Source organism: Sphingomonas paludis (assembly GCF_053502515.1).
Window position 1 is genome coordinate 724,036 of the sequence record NZ_CP187558.1, and the last position, 18,056, is coordinate 742,091.

Below are 18,056 nucleotides of genomic sequence, written 5' to 3' on the forward strand. Positions count from 1 at the left end.
CGTCGGCACCGGGTTGGATCAATCTCGGCCGCCTGGCGGCCCGGTGGGGAAAGTCTGATGGTCGCCTTCAGCGATTTGGTGCGCACGCCCGGCAGCGGCAACATCTACGTCGCCGGCCTGATCGACGAATGGCATTTCCGCCAAGGATATGAAGTGACCGTGCTGTTGCAGGGCAATCCCGGCGACACGAGCGAATTCGGCGGACAATTGTGGAACGCGACCGGCGCCGCCAGCGCCTTTATCCAGGCGGCTGCTGCATGGAGCGCCGTTGCCAACATCTCGATCCGGGTCCTGCCCCGCGCGTTCGACGGATCCGGCAGCCGCGACGGCGCGACCTGGGTGGAACAACTTGGCCCGTTGCCGGACGAACCGAATACGCTCGGCTATCATTTCACGCCCGGGACCAACGATCTGGGCGGATTTTTCAACAATGCCCATCCCACCTTTACCGCCGCTTCGCTGGTGCGCGGCGGCTATGCGTTTCTGACCATCCTGCATGAAATCGGCCATGGCCTCGGCCTCAGCCATCCGTTCGACGGCCCCGCCACCTTTCCGGGGGTGGGCGACGATCCGTTCAATTTCGGCGAAGGCGGCCTGAACCAGGGCATGTGGACCGTCATGAGCTATAATGACGGGCTGGAGGGGCGCTATCCCCCCGGCTTCGGCTATGGCTGGAGCGGCGCGCCGATGGCGTTCGACATCGCCGCGATCCAGCACCTGTACGGGGCAAACATGGCCACCGGGGCGGGCGATGACGTCTATGTCCTGCCGGGTGCCAATGGCGCCGGCACCTATTGGTCGGCGATCTGGGACGCAGGCGGCATCGACGTGCTGAGCGCGCAGGGGCAGGCGGCAGGCGTGGTGATCGATCTTCGCGCCGCGACGCTGGAACGGGGCGAGGGCGCGGCGGGCTGGCTGAGCGTCGCCAACGGTATCTTCGGCGGCTTTACGATCGCCAATGGCGTGACCATCGAAAATGCGATCGGCGGCAACAGCGACGACCGGATCACCGGCAATGCCGCCGCGAATGTGCTGGACGGCGGTGCGGGCAATGACGTGCTGATCGGCGGCGGCGGCCGCGATACCTTTATCGGCGGGGCGGGCGACGACAGCTTCTATGTCGATGACACGGCCGAACTGGTGTTCGAACTGGCTAATGGCGGCATGGACGACGTGTTCACGCTCGTCAGCTTTTATCTTTACGATCACCTCGAACGAATGACGCTGCTGGAGGAGGGGGCGGCCGATTTCGGCGTCGGCAATGCGCTGAACAATCTGATCATCGGCAATGGCCGCGACAATCTGTTGCTGGGTGGCGCCGGCGATGATTCGCTGGAAGGGCTGCTGGGCAACGACGCGCTGTTCGGCGAGGCGGGCGACGACTGGCTGGCCGGGGGAGAGGGGTCGGACACCCTGGTCGGCGGCATGGGCCGCGACCTGTTGTTCGGCGGCAATGGCAGCGATGCGATTTATGGACAGGATGGCAATGACGTGATGCGGGGTGGCGATGATTTCGCCACCGACATCCTGGTGGGCGGTGCGGGGGATGATTCGCTCGACGGGGCGAGCGGGCTTGGCGATTACGACCTGATGGACGGGGGTGCTGGCAATGATTTGTACCGCGTCGATACGCCGGCGGACCTGACGTTCGAGGCGGCGGGCGGCGGCATCGACACGGTGCAGGCGGACATCACCGGTGCCGGCTATTACCTGTACGATCATGTCGAGAATCTGGTGCTGGAGGGCGCGACGCCGTTCGGTGTCGGCAATGCGCTGGCCAATCGCATCACCGGCAGCGGCAGCGCCAACTGGCTGCTGGGCGGGGCGGGCGACGATGTGCTGGACGGCGGCGGGGGCAATGACGTGCTGTTCGGCGAAGCGGGTGCCGACCGGTTCGTGTTTACGCGCGGCACCGGTGGGGACGTGATCGGCGATTTCCAGGCGGGCACTGACCGGATCGACCTGTCTGCGTTCGGCTTTGCCTCGTTCGCGGCGGTGCAGGCAGCGATGGGCGAGAATGGCGGGACGGCGTTCATCAACCTGGGCAATGGCGACTTCATCGTCCTGAACGGCGTGGCGATGACCGCGCTCGGCGCAGGCGATTTCATCCTGTCGGGGGGCGCGGCGGCAGCAATCGCGCCGCAGCACGTCGATGCCGGATGGCTGGCATGACCGGGCCGGTATCGGTGACCAAGCGCCAGGCAACCGGCGTCGATCTGCTCGATCTGGAAGAGGCGCGGCGCGTCGTGCGGATCGCCGCCGATACGCTGGACCGACTGGCCGACCGGTTGGATCCGGTTCTGGTGGACGCAGCGGCGATGCTGCACGACCGGCCCGGCCGGATGCTGCTGACCGGAATCGGCAAGTCGGCGATCGTGGCGCGAAAGATTGCAGCGACGATGAACTCGCTGGGAATTTCAGCGCAATGTCTTCACGCCTCCGATGCGCTGCACGGCGATCTTGGGGCGATGACCGCCGACGACGCCCTGATCGCGATTTCAATTTCCGGCGCCACGCATGAAGTGGGCGAGGTGATGCGCCATGCCCAGATGGTGGGCGCGCCCACGGTCGGCATGACCGCGCGGCGCGGATCGCCGATCGCCAATGGTGCGGATTACTGCCTGTTCCTGCCGCCGGTGGCGGACGAAGGCTATGGTGACGTGCCCGCGCCGATGGCGTCGATCCTGGCGGCGATGGCGCTGGGCGATGCGCTGGCCGTGTTGCTGGCCCGCGCCAGCAATACCGGGCGGGCGGACATGGCGCTGAACCATCCCGGCGGCACGATCGGTCAGCGGCTGCGGCCGGTCAGCGCACTGATGCTGGGCGAATTGCGGCTGCCGCTGGTGCCCGGCGATGCCGATGTGCGGACGGTGATCGATTCGATCGGCGCGGGCGGGTTCGGACTGGTGGGCGTCATCGATCCGGTCAGTGGCGCGCTGTTGGGTGCGGTGACCGATGGCGATCTGCGCCGCGCCCATCCGGTCGACCCGGCGGCGCGTGCCATGGCCATCGCGCATTGCCCGGCCCTGACGCTGACGCCCGATGCGGATGTGGAACAGGCGCTGCAGATGATGCGGGCGAACCGGGTGACCGCGCTGTTCGTCGTCGATCCCGGCACCGGTCGGCCGGTCGGGCTGGTCCAGCTGCACGATCTGCTGGCGGTAGGGACTCTGGCCCCGTGACGCCGCCGTCGGACGGCCGCGATATTCTGGCGATCATCCCGGCGCGAATGGGATCGACCCGTTTTCCGGGCAAGCCGCTGGTGCCGCTGACCGTCGGCGGTACGGCGCGCCCCATGATCGAATGGACCTGGCGGGCGGCCGTCGCGGCGATGGGCGATGCAGAGCGGGTGATCGTCGCCACCGACGATGCGCGGATCGCCGATGTCGTAGCGGGCTTTGGCGGCCGGGTGGCCATGACGCCGGAGGGCTGCGCCAACGGCACCGAACGCTGCGCCGCCGCGCTGGACGGGCTGGCCGAACGCCCGGCGCTGGTCGTCAATGTCCAGGGCGATTCGCCGCTGACGGTGCCGGGCCATGTCCGGGCGCTGATCCAGGCGTGGCGGACGGAGGGGGCGGCGGTGCTCACCCCGGCCATCCCCTGTTCGCCCGAACAGGAACGGCGGTTGCTGGCCGAGGCGGCGGCTGGCCGGGCGGGCGGCACCACCGTCGTCGGCGACGCGCACGGCCGGGCGCTGTATTTTTCTAAACGCGTCCTGCCGTTTCGCGGCGGCGATGCCCCGGCGCTGCGGCTGCATCCGGGCCTCTATGCCTATACCCCCGATGCGCTCGCCCGCTATGTCGCGCTGCCGCCGGGGTCGCTGGAACTGGCGGAGGGGCTGGAACAGCTGCGCTTCCTGGAACAGGGGATAGCCATCCGGCTGGTCGATGTCGCCGATCGGCCGGGCGGCCTGTGGGAAGTCAACCATCCCGACGATGTGCCGCTGGTCGAACGCCTGCTCGGCGCGGCGGAAGCCGACCCCGCCGAAGCGGCTTGGTAAGCCCGGTGCGCCGGGTTATACCGACTGCATAACCCTTCGCCGGAGTGTCCATGCGGCGCGCCCAGTCATCCCCTTCCCGACGACGATCCGAACTGTCCGCCGCGCTCTGGTCGCTGCGCGGCGCGTTGGGCGGCGTGGCGGCGCTCAGCGCGGGGATCAACCTGCTCACGCTGACCGGCTCGATCTACATGATGATGGTCTATGACCGCATCCTGCCCAGCCAGAGCGGGGCGACGTTGCTCAGCCTGTTCCTGATGGTGATTGCGGCCTATGCCTTTTACGGCCTGTTCGACGTGCTGCGCGCGCATCTGTTGTCGGATGTCGGCCTGTCGCTCGAACGGATGTTGCACGACCGGGTGCAGCGGCTGGATTTCACGCTGGCTGCCGCTGGCCGCCGCGATCCGGCGCAACCGCCGCCGCTGCGCGACCTGGACCAGATCCGTGCCTTTCTGGGCAGTGCCGGTCCGGCGGCGCTGATCGACCTGCCGTGGATCCTGTTCTTCGTTCTGCTGCTGACGGCGGTGCACTGGTCGCTGGGCCTGGTGACGCTGGCCGCCGGGATCGTCCTGTGCGCGCTGACGCTCGCCGCCGATCGCAGTACCCGCGCCTATCTGACCGACAGTGCCCGGGCGGGGCTGAAGCGCGAGACGCTGGCCCAGCGCAGCCGCAGCCATGCCGAACTGATCCGCGCGCTGGGCATGCGCGACGCGATGCTGGGCCAGCATGCGCAGGCCGGGACAGAGGTTGCCGCAGCCCAGGCTGCGCTGGCCGAATCCACCGCCCGCTTCGCCGGATGGAGCCGCGTGTTCCGCATGTTCGTCCAGGCCGCCGTCTTGAGCGTCGGCGCGGTGCTGGTCATCGACAATCAGGCAAGCGGCGGCGTGATCTTTGCCGCATCGATCCTGTCCGGCCGGGCGCTGGCCCCGGTGGACGCGGCAATCGCCAACTGGCGCGGCTTTGTCGGCGCGCGAGAGGCCTGGGCGCGGCTGGGCGCACTGCTCGACCGTCATCCGGCCGAAGCCGACCCGGAAATCCGCCTGCCCCCACCCGTCGCCACGCTGACGATCGAGCGCGTGACCCTGGTCCCGCCGGGCAGCGAACGGATCGCGGTGGCAGAGGTCAGTTTCCAGCTGCGTGCCGGGCAGGTGCTGGCGATCCTGGGGCCGAGTGCGGCGGGCAAATCGTCGCTGGTTCGCGGCATCATCGGTGCGTGGCCGGCAGCGCGCGGGACCGTGCGGCTGGACGGCGCGGCGTTGAACCAGTGGCCGAGCGAAACGCTCGGTCGGCATATCGGCTATCTGCCCCAGTCGGTCGAACTGTTCGGCGGCACCATCGCTCAGAACATCGCCCGGTTCGACCCCGATGCCGATGATGCCGCAGTGATGGCGGCGGCGCGCGCGGCGGGCGTCCACGATGCGATCCTGGCGATGCCCGGCGGCTATTCGGTCGACATTGGCGAGGGCGGTCAGTTCCTGTCCGCAGGGCAGCGCCAGCGCATCGGCCTGGCCCGCGCGCTTTATGGCGATCCGTTCCTGGTGGTCCTGGACGAACCCAATTCCAACCTGGACGGCGATGGAGAGGCGGCATTGTCGCGTGCCCTGGCCGATGTCGGGCGGCGCGGCGGCATCGCCATCGTCGTTGCCCATCGCAAGCAGGTGCTGGACGTCGCCACCCATGTGGCGATGCTGCAGGGTGGCCAGCTGCGCGCCTTCGGACCCAAGGAACAGGTGCTGGCCCGGCTGCGCCAGGCGGCAGCCACGGCCAAGGGGGATGGCGACCTGACCGTGATCGATGGCGGCCGGCGGCCATGAGCGGGCTCTATTCCCATGACGAACTGGTCGCGCTGACCGGGGGGCGGCCGGCCCCGCGCCTGCACCGCCGCACGCGCCGCGCTTGGCTCGTCATCGGCGCGCTGGCGGTCATCCTGTTGCTGATGGCATCGGTGCTGCGGGTCGGCGGCGCGGTGATCGGCATGGGCAGCGTGTCGGTGGAAACCCGCGTCAACACCCTGCAGCATCCAAGCGGCGGCGTGTTGACCGAAATGCTGGTGCGCGAGGGGCAGCGGGTGGCCGCCGGCCAGCCCTTGCTGCGCCTGGATACCAGCATCAGCGCGGCCGGGGCGCAATCGGCCCGGCTGACCGCTGACGATCTTGCCGCGCGCCGCGCCCGGCTGGAGGCGGAGCGGGACGGCGCGCCTGCGATCCGCTGGCCGGCCGCGCTGACGGCGGCGGACGGCGCGTCGGCCAGCGACGCGATGCGCCGCGAACAGCGTCTGTTCGCGCTGCGCAATCAGGAGATTGCAGGCAGCCGCACCTTGCTGGCCCAGCGGGTCCGCCAGTTCGACGAACAGATCAACAGCTATGTCGCGCAGATCGCGGCGATCGACCAGCAGCGTCGCCTGATCGAACCCGAACTGGCCGGCCTGCGCGAACTCTATGCCAAGCGGTTGACGCCCTTGTCGCGGATCAACCAGCTTGAGCGCACCGCCGTCCAGCTCGACGGCTCGCGCGCCGCGCTGGAGGCGAACATCGCCGAGGCGCGCGCCCGCATTTCCGAAACCCGCGAACAGATGCTGACGCTGGAACAGCGTCGCCGGTCGGAAGCGGCGGGCGAATTGGCGCAGGTGTTGGTACAGAGCAACGATCAGGACGTGCGCCGGGCCAGCGCCGACGATGCGCTGAGCCGGTCGGTGCTGACTGCGCCGTTCGACGGGGTGGTGGACAAGCTGTTCTTCACGACGCCGGGCAGTGCGCTCCCGCCGATGCAACCGCTGGTCCAGATCGTGCCGGCCGACGACCTGACCGTGATCGAGGCGCAGATCCGGCCTGAGGACGTCGATCAAGTGCGACCGGGTCAGCGTGCCCGTGCTCGCTTTTCAGCTTTGAACCGGGAACTCAGCCCGGAAATCGACGGGCGGCTGGTGTTCGTGTCGCCTGAGCGGACCGTGGATGAACGGCTGGGCATCAGCTATTACCGGGTGCGCGTCGCCATCGACAAGGCACAGGCGGAACGCGAACTCGGGCCGCTGACCGCCGGGATGCCGGTCGAGGTCTATATCGCCACGGGGGATCGGACCATCCTGTCCTATCTGTTCAAGCCGATGACAGACCTGTTCAACCGGTCGATGCGGGACGGTGGCTGACCCGGTGCGCCACTCCGCGTCGCTGGGCCTGGCGGTCCGCATCCTGTTGGTGGCGATCGGCTTTGGCGTCCTGGCGTGGGTGAACGTCACCATGACGCGCGAAGGAACGCGGGTGGCGGCATTGTGGCTGTCCAATGCCCTGGTCGGCGCGGCGATCCTGCGCGACCGCCCCCGCGCGGCCCCTTTGTACATCGCGGCCTGTTTCATGGCCAACATCGCCGCCAACGCACTGACGGGCGATACGCCGGGCCATTCGCTGATCCTGTCGATGGTCAATGCGGTGGAGGTCGCCGTGCTGGTCATCGTGCTGCGCCGGATCGCGCCCGCGGGCCTCGGCATGGACCGGCTGATGGACATGGGGCTGCTGCTGCTGGCGACGGTGACGGCCGCATTGCTTGCCTCCAGCCTGGCGACCCTGACGCTGGCCCCGCCCGATCCGGTGCAGGCCTGGCGGCTGTGGAGCACTTGGTTCATGGCGGATGCGCTGGGGCTGATGGTGCTGACCCCGCTGATCCTGATCTATCGGGACGCGCTGTACGATCGGGCGCTGGCCGCGCCCTTGTTTTCCAAGGCGGGGATCGGCGTGGTGCTGGGCACGATCGCTGCGACGGCGCTGGTGTTTGGCCAGTCGAGCTATCCGTTTCTCTTCCTGATCTGTCCGGTCGTCCTCTATGCCGCATTCAGCACCGGGATGGTCGGCACGGCAGTCAGCGTCGGCATCATCTCGATCATCGCCTCGGCGGCGACGCTGGCGGGATGGGGGCCGGTCGCGACCCTGGTGCGCGGCGGCACCACCAGCCAGTTGTTCGCGCTGCAGCTGTTCCTGGCCGTCAGCTTTGCGATGGGCCTGCCCGTGGCGGCGTTGCTGCGCGGGCGGGAAGCGATTGCCGCCGCGCTGGAGGAAAGCCGCAACCTGTCCGAATCGATCCTGGCCAATATCAGCGATGTCGTGTTCCGGACCGATGCCCAGGGGCGGTGGATCTATCTGAACCCCGCCTGGCAACGGCTGACCGGCTATAGCGCGAGCGAAAGCCTGGGCTGGGAAACCACCCGGCTGCTGCATCCCGACGACCTGGAGGCGACCCGCACCATCTATCCCCGGGTGGTGAGCGGAGAGATCGTGGAAACGCGGCTGCGTCAGCGGTTCACCGATGCGCGCGGCGTCCTTCGGCATATCGAGGTGACGGTGCGGCGGCTGACCGACGATGGCGGGGCATTCATCGGCGTCACCGGCAATATCCGCGACGTGACCGAGGCGCATCTGGCGATGTCTGCGCTGGCGGAAAGCGAAAAGCGGTTCCAGACGCTGGCGATGCTGTCGCCGGCAGGCATCTTCCGCACCGACAATCATGGCCGCAACACCTATGTGAACCCGTCCTGGGAAAACACCAGCGGCGTCAGTGCAGAGGATGCGCTGGCCGGTCGCGTCCTGGAACGCATTCACCCCGACGATCGGGACGGGATCATCACGGCATGGCAGGATGCGACAGCGGTCGGGCGCGATTTCCGCGCGGAAATGCGGTGGCTTCATGCCGATGGACAAATTCGCTGGGTCGATCTGCTGGCGACGCCGGAACGCGACGCGGGCGGGGCCATCACCGGCTATATCGGGGTCAGCGTCGACATTACCGAACGGCGTCACATGGCGGAGATGCTGGCCGAAACCGATCGGCAGCTGGGGCTGCTCGCCACCCATGCCAGCGACGCGATCTTCCGCATCGGCCTGGACGGGATCTGCCGCTATGCCTCTCCGGCGGTGCGCGACCTGCTGGGCGTGCCGTCAAAGGTGGTCGTGGGCTACAACATGCTCGACCGGTTCCATCCCGACGATGACCAGCGGGTACGCGATACCTTTGCCGCGCTGGCGGCGGGGCAGAGCGACCAGCTGGTCGTCGATTACCGGACCCGGTTGTTCCTGCCCGATCAGCCCTGGCTGTGGGTGGAGGCGAATTGCAGGCTCGTCCGTTCGGCCAGCGGCGCGCCGGAGGAGATCATCGCGTCGGTCCGCGACATCTCCGCGCGTAAGGCGCTGGAGATGCAGTTGAACGCCGCCCGCCAGCGCGCCGAACAGGCAGCGGCGGTCAAGGCGATGTTCCTGGCCAATATGAGCCATGAAATCCGCACGCCGATGAACGGGGTGCTGGGCTTTGCCGATCTGCTGCTTCATTCCGACCTGCGCCCCGAACAGCGCCGTCAGGTCGAACTGATCGCCGAATCCGGCGGGTCCATGCTGCGGCTGTTGAACGACATCCTCGATCTGTCAAAGATGGAGGCGGGCCGGTTGCAGGTGCTGGCCGAACCGGTCGATCCGGTGGCGCTGGTGCGCGGCGCGGCGGCGCTGTTCGAACCGGTGGCTGCGGACAAGGGGCTGGCGCTGACCGTGACCATCGATCCGGCGATGCCCGGTGCGGTGCTGACCGATTCGCTGCGGCTGCGCCAGATCCTGGTCAATCTGATCGGCAATGCGGTCAAGTTCACGCAGCACGGGTCGGTCGATATCGTGCTTGCGCCCTGCGACCGCGCCGGTCAGCCGAACCTGTGCATCACCGTCAGCGACACCGGCATCGGCATCCCTGCGGATCAGCATGACGCGGTGTTCACTGCCTTTGCCCAGGCGGAAGCGGGCACGGCGCGGCGATTTGGCGGAACCGGGCTGGGGCTGGCCATTTCGGCGCAGCTGGCCGAACTGATGGGCGGGCGCATCTCGCTGGACAGCCGGCCGGACGAGGGGGCGTCCTTTACGCTGGCGTTGCCGCTGCGCCTGGCGAGCACGCCCGGCGACGATCTGCCGCTGCCCCTGCCCGAGCGGCCCGCGCCCGCCGTCCGTACCGTGACGTCGCCGGTTGCCCCCGTCACCGGCCTGGCCGGTCCGCGCGTGCTGGTGGCCGAGGATCACGACATCAACCGCGCGCTGATGGCCGATATCGCCGTTGCCGCCGGACTGAACGCCGATTTCGCGGTCGATGGCGAACAGGCCGTCGCGATGGTGGTCGCCGCGGCCTTTGCCGGCCGGCCTTATGCCGCCGCGCTGATGGACGTGCAGATGCCGGTGCTGGACGGCCTTGCCGCGACGCGAAAGCTGCGGGCAGCGGGTTTCGATGCCGCCCGGCTGCCGATCGTCGCGCTGACCGCCAATGCCTTTGCCGAGGATGTGGAACGGTGCCTGGCCGCCGGGATGCAGGCGCATCTGGCCAAGCCGGTGTCGGTCGCGGCGGTCCGCGACACGCTGGCCCGGTTGCTTGCCGATCCACCGGCTGCCGTGCCGGGCGGTGCCGCCGCCATCGTTCCCGACCCGGCATTGGCGGCGCAATATGCCGAACGGCGCGATGCGGCCGTCGAACTGGCCCGCAGGGTGGCGGCAGGCGGCGGTGATGCGTCGACGCTTGCCGATACGCTGCACAAGCTGGCTGGGGTGGCCGGCCTGTTCGGTCAGGGCGCGCTTGGCGATGCGGCCCGCGATGCCGAACATCGCCTGCGCGGCGCATCGCCCGATGCCGTGGCCGCCATCGCTGCCGACTGGCTGGCCGCCGCCGGGGTCAGCCCGCAATCAGCCGATGCGCCCGACCGATCGCAGCCAGCAGCGCGTCGGGCGGCACCGGCTTGACCAGCACGTCGACTGCGCCCGCAGCCTTCGCCTGTTCGGTCAGCGCCGGATCGACCGATGCGGTCATCAACAGCGTGGGCAGCGCCGCCAGCCGGTCGGCATAACCGGCCATCACCGCCGTTCCCGTTGCATCCGGCATGTGCTGATCCATCAGCACCACGCCCGGCGGCACCGTATCCGCCACCGCCAGCCACGCCGCCCCGCCATCGAAACAGCGCAGTGCCAGCCCGGGCATCAGCCCGAGCAGCAGCGCGGTCGAATCGCGGATCATCGCATCGTCGTCGATCAGATAGACGTTGATCGTCATTCCCGTTCTGCCCTTGCCCCTGGCCCGCGTTCCGGTCCGCCGATTGGCGAATGGCGCCGAACCGGTTATGGACCCGTCAATGCCCAATGAAACCCCCGAAACCCGATCCGTCCGGCTGCTGCGCGTCGGCGAACAGGTGCGCCACATCCTGTCGGAGATCCTGCAGCGCGGCGACGTGCATGACGACATGCTGGCCAGCCACATGGTCAGCGTCACCGAAGTTCGCATGTCGCCCGACCTGAAGCATGCGACCGTGTTCGTGAAGCCGCTGCTCGGCAAGGACGAGGCGGCGGTGCTCAAGGCGCTGCGCACCAACACCGCCTATCTGCAGCGCGAAGTCGCATCGCGGGTCCAGCTGAAATATGCCGCCCGGCTGAAATTCCTGGCCGACGAAAGCTTCGACGAGGGCAGCCGCATCGACCAGCTGCTGCGCGACCCGCACGTCGCCCGCGATCTGGACGGCGAGGACTGACCCGCTACCAGCGGCAGAAACGGTCCACGGCCATCCGGTAGCTGTCGGCATAATGGTGCTCGACGGCGCGGGCATAATCGGCCGCCCCGGCCTGGCTCGCGGCGATGCTGCGCTCGGTCGCTTCGCTGACCATCGCCCAGGTGGCGGCATCGCCCGCCGCCTCGCGCACCCGGTCGCGATAGAATTGCGCGACCTGATCCGCGCTCAGCCGGTGATTGTGCCCCGCCTCGTTCGGCACCCGGGTCAGCAGGTCCATCACCCCCAGCCGGTCGACCATCCGCCAGCCGGGATAGGGGCTCCGGTCGGCATAATCGTGCACGAACAGCGCACGGCCCGGTACGGCGGCAAATCCGGCCAGATAAGCGAAATGGTCGAAACAATAGAACCAGTAGGGCACGGCATCGCGCCCCGGTTGCGGTTCGGGGACGAACAGCATTCCCTTCTTCATCACCTCGGTGAACATGAACAGGCTGTCGCCATAGGTGTGATAGGCAAGCTGGGCGCACATGCTTTCGAAATAGGCGCCAGGCTCGCGGATGGCGGCGTGCCATTCCAGCGTGGTGACGCCCGCATCCGCCGCCGCTTCCTCGATCAGCGCGGCAATGGCGGGATTGAAGATCACGCCCTCCAGGTCCTCCGACGACAGGATGACGGTGCCGCAATTGCGGGCACGCGCGTCGGCGATCATCCGTTCCAGATGGCCGGTATCGCCGTTCAGCAGCGCCCAGGCAGCCGGATGGTGTGCCGGATAGCCGGGCTGGGGCTCGTACCAAACGCCCCGCGCGGCCAGCGCGTCGGCATTCAGGTTCAGCAGATGCTGAAGATAGGTCGATGCGGTCTTGTGAAACCCGATATGCACGATCAGCCGCATGGGCGCCTGTCCTCCCGATCGCGGCCCGGTCTAGTCCGGCATGGTTAACAGTGTGGAAACGCGGGCGGGGGCTGGCATTGCGCCGCGCCAGCCGCCAACAAAGGGTCATGGCCAAGCTCTATTTCTACTATGCCTCGATGAACGCGGGCAAATCGACCACGCTGCTCCAGGCCGATTTCAACTATCGCGAGCGCGGCCAGCGGACGATGCTTTTTACCTCTGCCGTCGATGATCGGGCGGGCCGGGGCGTCATCGGATCGCGCATCGGCCTGTCGATGCCCGCGCACTGCTTTGCTCCCGCAACCGACCTCTATGCCGAAATCGCCGCCGCCCATGCCGATGCGCGCATCGATTGCGTGCTGCTGGACGAGGCGCAGTTCCTCAGCACCGCGCAGGTCGATCAGCTGGCGCGGGTGTGCGATACGCTCAACATCCCGGTCCTTGCTTACGGTCTGCGCACCGATTTTCTGGGCCAGCTCTTTCCCGGATCGGCCCGGCTGCTCGCCATCGCGGACGCGCTGATCGAGCTGAAATCGGTATGCGAATGCGGACGAAAGGCGACGATGAACCTGCGCGTCGATGCCGATGGCAATCCGGTGGCCAGCGGCGCGCAGACCGAGATCGGCGGGAATGATCGCTATGTGGCGCTTTGCCGACGTCATTTCATGGCGGCGCTGGCGGGTTAGGGCGTGCGGCTGGCGTCGATCGCGCCCTTCAGCGCCTCGGTCCGCGCGATCAGTTCTCGCCGTTCGCTGCCCGACAATCCGGCGCTGCGATAGCGCCGCTCGGCCGCCGCGATGACCGCCGCCTGTCGCCGGAGCGCACGTTCCTCCCCGCGCGTGATCTGGCCGCTGCGCCGCGCCGTGCGCAGGTCGCGTCTCAGGTCGGACAGCATGGGGCGGACGCCCGGATCGGCGGGGGGCGGGGCATCGGGCACGGCGGACCGGCCCCCGTCCCAGATCTGGGCACCGGCGGGGGCCGCCGCGACCATCAGCACCGTCAGGACCAGGAATCGCATGTCATCCTCCTGAACCGCAATCCAGCATGGCGGCGATGAACGCTGCATTGACGTGCGCGCGGTCAGGGGCCACCTGCCGGGGATGATGGATACCGTCTATACGATCGCCACCTGGCTGATCCCGCTGATCATCGCCATCGTGTTTCACGAAGTGGCGCATGGCTGGGTGGCGCGGATGCTGGGCGATCCCACCGCCGCGCGGCTTGGGCGGCTGTCGTTCAACCCTATCCGCCATGTCGATCCGTTCGGCACGGTCGTGCTGCCCATGGCGCTGGCGCTGGCCAGCCTGCCGATGTTCGGCTGGGCAAAGCCGGTGCCGGTGCGGCGCGAACGGCTGCGCAACCCGCGCTGGCACATGATGCTGGTGGCGCTGGCGGGGCCGGGGATGAACATCGCGCTCGGCCTGCTGGCGACGGCGATGCTGGGGGTCGTCATCGCATTCAGCGGCGGGGAATTGCCCGTCGGCGTCATGGGCTTCGTCGCGCAGAACCTGTACAATTTCATCGTGATCAACGTGTTTTTGTCGATCTTCAACCTGCTTCCCATCCCGCCGTTCGACGGGGGGCATGTGGTCGAAGGGGTGCTGCCGCGCGCCGCCGTTCCCGCATGGAACCGCATCGGGCGGCTCGCACTGCCGGTGCTGATCATCCTGCTGGTCGTGCTGCCGATGGTCGCGCCCCAGGCAAACGTGCTGCTGCGCGTCGTCGGGCCGATTGCGCAAGAGGTGATCGGCTGGATGCTGTCGCTGATCCAATGAGCGTGCATGGCTGGATCATCCTCGACAAGCCGCTGGGGCTTGGCTCGACGCAAGGGGTGAGCGCGGTGAAGCGCGCGCTGCGCCAGGGCGGTTATGGCAAGGCCAAGGTCGGCCATGGCGGGACGCTCGATCCGCTGGCGACCGGCGTGTTGCCCATCGCCATCGGCGAGGCGACGAAGCTCGCCGGCCGGATGCTCGACAGCGACAAGGTGTACGACTTCACCATCCGCTTCGGCGAACAGACCGACACGCTGGATGCCGAAGGCCGGGTGATCGCCACCAGCGACGTGCGCCCCTCTATGGCCGAGGTCGAAGCGGTGCTGCCCCGCTTCACCGGCCCCATCGACCAGGTGCCGCCCGCCTATTCCGCGCTGAAGGTGGACGGGGAGCGCGCCTATGACCGGGCGCGGGCGGGCGAGGACGTGGTGCTGGCCAGTCGTTCGGTGGTGGTGCGGTCGCTGACAGTTCCTCCCCTGCAAGGGGAGGTGGCAGCGCGAAGCGCTGACGGAGGGGTGACAAGCCATCGTGAGGGCGACACCCCTCCGTCGCGCTGCGCGCGCCACCTCCCCTTGCAGGGGAGGATCGACGAAATCACCCTCTCGGCCCACGTCTCCAAGGGCACCTATATCCGCAGCCTTGCCCGCGACATCGCGCTGGCCCTCGGCACCGTCGGTCATGTCACCATGCTCAGGCGGACAAAGGCCGGTCCGTTCGGGCTGGATTCGGCGATATCGCTGGACATTCTGGCCGATGCTGCTAAGGACCGCGCGCTTGAACACCATATCCTGCCGTTGAGGGCGGGGCTGGACGACATCCCGGCTTTCTCCCTCTCCCCCGATCAGGCAGGGCTGCTCCGACAGGGGCGGGTTCTGGTCGGGACTGCCGCAGCCGATGGCCTGTGCTTTGCGATGCTGGACGATGTGCCGGTTGCGCTGGCAGAGGCGATGTCCGGGGAAATCCGGGTGGTGCGCGGCTTCAATCTGGATTGATGTCGAGGGAAACGCATTCATGACGATTACCGCAGAGCGCAAGGAAGCGCTGATCAAGGAACATGCCCGCGCCGACAGCGACACCGGCAGCCCGGAAGTTCAGATTGCCATCCTGTCGGAGCGCATCGCCAACCTGACCGAACACTTCAAGACCCACGCCAAGGATAACCATTCGCGCCGCGGTCTGCTGATGATGGTCAACAAGCGCCGCTCGCTGCTTGATTATCTGAAGAAGACCGATGCCGATCGCTACACCACGCTGATCGGCAAGCTCGGCCTTCGGAAATAATGCAATCGTTCGGCCCGCCTCGGCGGGCCGTTTACGTATTGCGTTATCCCGGCGAAAGCCGAGATCCAGAGCCGCAAGCGCATCCTGCGTGGCTCTAGGCTCCTGCCTTCGCAGGAGCACGGACAAGAGGGGCGGCAATTCGGCCGACCGTCTTTGGGGCACGACAGCCCCGTGACCGCGCGGGCCGGTGAAGCCCGCAGATAGGCCCCCGCCTGCATAGGGCAGCGGGAGTGAAGGAAATCCAATGTTCGATCACAAGAAAGTAAGCATCGAGTGGGGAGGCCAGACCCTCACCCTCGAAACGGGCAAGGTTGCCCGTCAGGCCGATGGCGCCGTCATCGCCACCCTGGGCGAAACCGTGGTGCTGTGCGCCGTGACCGCCGCCAAGAGCGTGAAGGAGGGGCAGGATTTCTTTCCCCTGACCGTTCACTATCAGGAAAAATTCTCGGCCGCCGGGCGCATCCCGGGCGGCTTCTTCAAGCGTGAACGTGGTGCGACGGAAAAGGAAACGCTGGTTTCCCGCCTGATCGACCGTCCGCTCCGCCCGCTGTTCCCGGATGGGTTCTACAACGAAATCAACTGCATCGCGCAGGTGCTGTCCTATGACGGCGAAAACGAGCCGGACATCGTGGCGATGGTCGCCGCGTCGGCTGCGATGACCCTGTCGGGCGTGCCCTTCATGGGCCCGATCGGCGCGGCGCGCGTCGGCTATGACGGCACCGACTATATCCTCAACCCCTCCGACAAGCAGGTCGAGGAAGGGATGCTGGACCTGGTCGTCGCCGCCACGCACGACGCGGTGATGATGGTCGAATCCGAAGCCAAGGAACTGTCGGAAGAGGTCATGCTGGGCGCGGTGCTGTTTGCGCACGACGCCTGCCGCACGGTGATCGAAGCGATCATCAAGCTGGCCGAACAGGCGGCCAAGGAGCCGTGGGAGCTGAAGCAGCAGGCCGATTCGGCCGAGGTGAAGGCGCGGCTGAAGTCGATCATCGGCGACGACCTGAAGGCGGCGTACCAGCTGACCGACAAGTCGGCGCGTCAGGATGCGATCAACGCCGCCCGCACCAAGGCGCGCGAAGCGATGGCCGACCTGAAGGACAGCGATCCCCAGGCCTATCTGGCGTCGCTCAAGCTGGTGAAGAAGCTGGAGGCGGACATCGTCCGCGGCGCCATCCTGGACACCGGGATGCGCATCGACGGTCGCACCACCACGCAGATCCGCCCGATCGTCGCAGAGGCGCATTTCCTGCCCCGCGCGCACGGTTCGGCGCTGTTCACCCGCGGCGAGACGCAGACGATCGCTACCTGCACCCTTGGCACCAAGGATGCGGAACAGATGATCGACGGTCTGGGCGGCCTCTCCTACCAGAGCTTCATGCTGCACTATAACTTCCCGCCCTATTCGGTCGGTGAAGTGGGCCGCTTCGGTGCGCCGGGCCGCCGCGAGGTTGGACATGGCAAGCTCGCCTGGCGCGCGCTGCACCCGGTGCTGCCGTCGAAGGAGGATTTCCCCTATACCATCCGCATCACCAGCGACATCACGGAGTCGAATGGCTCGTCGTCGATGGCGTCGGTCTGCGGCGGATCGCTGGCGATGATGGACGCGGGCGTGCCGATCAAGCGGCCGGTGTCCGGCATTGCCATGGGTCTGATCCTGGAAGGCGACAAGTTCGCCGTCCTTTCCGACATCCTGGGCGACGAGGATCACCTGGGCGACATGGATTTCAAGGTGGCGGGCACGTCCGAAGGCATCACCACGATGCAGATGGACATCAAGATCGCCGGCATCACCAAGGAGATCTTCGAAACCGCGCTGATGCAGGCCAAGGAAGGGCGTGCGCACATCCTGGGCGAAATGGCCAAGGCGCTGGGCGAAACCCGCACCGAGCTGTCGGCCCATGCGCCGCGCATCGAGACGATCACGATCGACAAGTCGAAGATCCGCGACGTCATCGGCACGGGCGGCAAGGTGATCCGCGAGATCGTGGCGACCACCGGTGCCAAGGTCGATATCGACGATGAGGGCATCATCAAGGTGTCGTCGTCCGACCATGCCCAGATCGAGGCCGCGATCAACTGGATCAAGGGCATCGTCGAAGAAGCGGAAGTCGGCAAGGTCTATACCGGCAAGGTCGTCAACCTGGTCGATTTCGGTGCGTTCGTGAACTTCATGGGCGGCAAGGACGGGCTGGTCCACGTCTCCGAAATCCGCAACGAGCGCGTGGAAAAGGTGTCGGACGTCCTGAGCGAAGGCCAGGAAGTCAAGGTCAAGGTGCTGGAGATCGACCCGCGCGGCAAGGTTCGTCTGTCGATGCGCGTCGTCGATCAGGAAACCGGCGCCGAGCTGGAGGATACCCGCCCGGCACGCGAACCGCGCGCTGAGCGTGGGGAGCGCGGCGACCGTGGCCCCCGCCGTGAAGGCGGTGGCGGCGACCGGGGCGGCCGGGACCGCGACCGCGGTCCGCGCCGCGACCGCGGCGATCGTGGCCCGCGCCCCGAGCGCGCCGAAAAGGATGACGGCGGCGACATCGGCCTGCCGTCGTTCATCACCGAGGAATGACGCACCCATAACGGGTTGAAGTGATTAGGGGGGTCTGGCGACAG

At 67.6% G+C, this 18,056-nt stretch carries 15 protein-coding genes; 12 read left to right on the top strand and 3 right to left on the bottom strand.

The annotated features are described in order from the left end of the window. Window positions 1–57: 57 nt before the first annotated feature. The 6 genes from ACPVPU_RS03465 to ACPVPU_RS03490 are packed head-to-tail and all read left to right on the top strand — an operon-like array spanning window position 58 to window position 10,746. Window positions 58–2,172 (top strand): M10 family metallopeptidase, encoded by a 2,115-nt coding sequence (locus ACPVPU_RS03465; protein ID WP_448659538.1) that lies wholly within the window; start codon window positions 58–60, stop codon window positions 2,170–2,172. After that, window positions 2,169–3,182 (top strand): SIS domain-containing protein, encoded by a 1,014-nt coding sequence (locus ACPVPU_RS03470; protein ID WP_448659539.1) that lies wholly within the window; start codon window positions 2,169–2,171, stop codon window positions 3,180–3,182. Before ACPVPU_RS03465 ends, ACPVPU_RS03470 begins: the two co-directional genes overlap by 4 nt. Continuing rightward, complete coding sequence (locus ACPVPU_RS03475) at window positions 3,179–4,000, top strand: 3-deoxy-manno-octulosonate cytidylyltransferase (RefSeq protein ID WP_448659541.1); 822 nt, start codon at window positions 3,179–3,181, stop codon at window positions 3,998–4,000. The genes ACPVPU_RS03470 and ACPVPU_RS03475 overlap by 4 nt, the downstream gene beginning before the upstream one ends. 50 nt (window positions 4,001–4,050) lie before the next feature. After that, window positions 4,051–5,811: a type I secretion system permease/ATPase gene (locus ACPVPU_RS03480; protein ID WP_448659543.1), complete on the top strand. Its 1,761-nt coding sequence runs from the start codon at window positions 4,051–4,053 to the stop codon at window positions 5,809–5,811. Continuing rightward, window positions 5,808–7,142 carry an HlyD family type I secretion periplasmic adaptor subunit gene (locus ACPVPU_RS03485; RefSeq protein ID WP_448659544.1) on the top strand — a complete coding sequence of 445 codons (1,335 nt, stop codon included), beginning with the start codon at window positions 5,808–5,810 and terminating at the stop codon, window positions 7,140–7,142. Before ACPVPU_RS03480 ends, ACPVPU_RS03485 begins: the two co-directional genes overlap by 4 nt. Continuing rightward, window positions 7,135–10,746, top strand: a complete 3,612-nt coding sequence (locus ACPVPU_RS03490; protein WP_448659546.1) for a PAS domain S-box protein — start codon at window positions 7,135–7,137, stop codon at window positions 10,744–10,746. The genes ACPVPU_RS03485 and ACPVPU_RS03490 overlap by 8 nt, the downstream gene beginning before the upstream one ends. Here ACPVPU_RS03490 and ACPVPU_RS03495 read toward each other — a convergent pair. Then, on the bottom strand, window positions 10,679–11,053 hold the full coding sequence (locus ACPVPU_RS03495; RefSeq protein WP_448659548.1) for a response regulator transcription factor: 375 nt from the start codon (window positions 11,051–11,053) through the stop codon (window positions 10,679–10,681). The genes ACPVPU_RS03490 and ACPVPU_RS03495 overlap by 68 nt on opposite strands. Before the next feature lie 79 nt (window positions 11,054–11,132). Between ACPVPU_RS03495 and rbfA the strand changes: the two genes are divergently transcribed. Beyond that, entirely contained in the window at window positions 11,133–11,525 is a 393-nt protein-coding gene (rbfA, locus tag ACPVPU_RS03500; protein ID WP_448659549.1) for a 30S ribosome-binding factor RbfA, read from the top strand. 4 nt (window positions 11,526–11,529) lie between these two features. Here the strand turns inward: rbfA and ACPVPU_RS03505 are convergent, their stop codons facing one another. Beyond that, a complete protein-coding gene (locus ACPVPU_RS03505) occupies window positions 11,530–12,396 on the bottom strand; it encodes a hypothetical protein (RefSeq protein WP_448659550.1) in 867 nt (288 codons plus the stop codon). A gap of 107 nt (window positions 12,397–12,503) precedes the next feature. Here ACPVPU_RS03505 and ACPVPU_RS03510 point away from each other — a divergent pair, with 107 nt between their 5' ends. Then, complete coding sequence (locus tag ACPVPU_RS03510; RefSeq protein ID WP_448659551.1) at window positions 12,504–13,082, top strand: thymidine kinase; 579 nt, start codon at window positions 12,504–12,506, stop codon at window positions 13,080–13,082. Here the strand turns inward: ACPVPU_RS03510 and ACPVPU_RS03515 are convergent. Then, window positions 13,079–13,414 (bottom strand): hypothetical protein, encoded by a 336-nt coding sequence (locus tag ACPVPU_RS03515; protein ID WP_448659552.1) that lies wholly within the window; start codon window positions 13,412–13,414, stop codon window positions 13,079–13,081. The genes ACPVPU_RS03510 and ACPVPU_RS03515 overlap by 4 nt on opposite strands. Window positions 13,415–13,496: 82 nt before the next feature. Between ACPVPU_RS03515 and ACPVPU_RS03520 the strand changes: the two genes are divergently transcribed. The 4 genes from ACPVPU_RS03520 (at window position 13,497) to pnp (ending at window position 18,012) form a co-directional block, all read left to right on the top strand. Further along, complete coding sequence (locus ACPVPU_RS03520; protein WP_448659554.1) at window positions 13,497–14,171, top strand: site-2 protease family protein; 675 nt, start codon at window positions 13,497–13,499, stop codon at window positions 14,169–14,171. Continuing rightward, a complete protein-coding gene (gene truB, locus ACPVPU_RS03525) occupies window positions 14,168–15,160 on the top strand; it encodes a tRNA pseudouridine(55) synthase TruB (RefSeq protein ID WP_448659556.1) in 993 nt (330 codons plus the stop codon). Before ACPVPU_RS03520 ends, truB begins: the two co-directional genes overlap by 4 nt. A gap of 19 nt (window positions 15,161–15,179) precedes the next feature. Continuing rightward, a complete protein-coding gene (gene rpsO / locus ACPVPU_RS03530) occupies window positions 15,180–15,449 on the top strand; it encodes a 30S ribosomal protein S15 (RefSeq protein ID WP_448659557.1) in 270 nt (89 codons plus the stop codon). 244 nt (window positions 15,450–15,693) lie between these two features. Then, complete coding sequence (pnp, locus tag ACPVPU_RS03535; RefSeq protein WP_448659558.1) at window positions 15,694–18,012, top strand: polyribonucleotide nucleotidyltransferase; 2,319 nt, start codon at window positions 15,694–15,696, stop codon at window positions 18,010–18,012. Window positions 18,013–18,056: the final 44 nt, after the last annotated feature.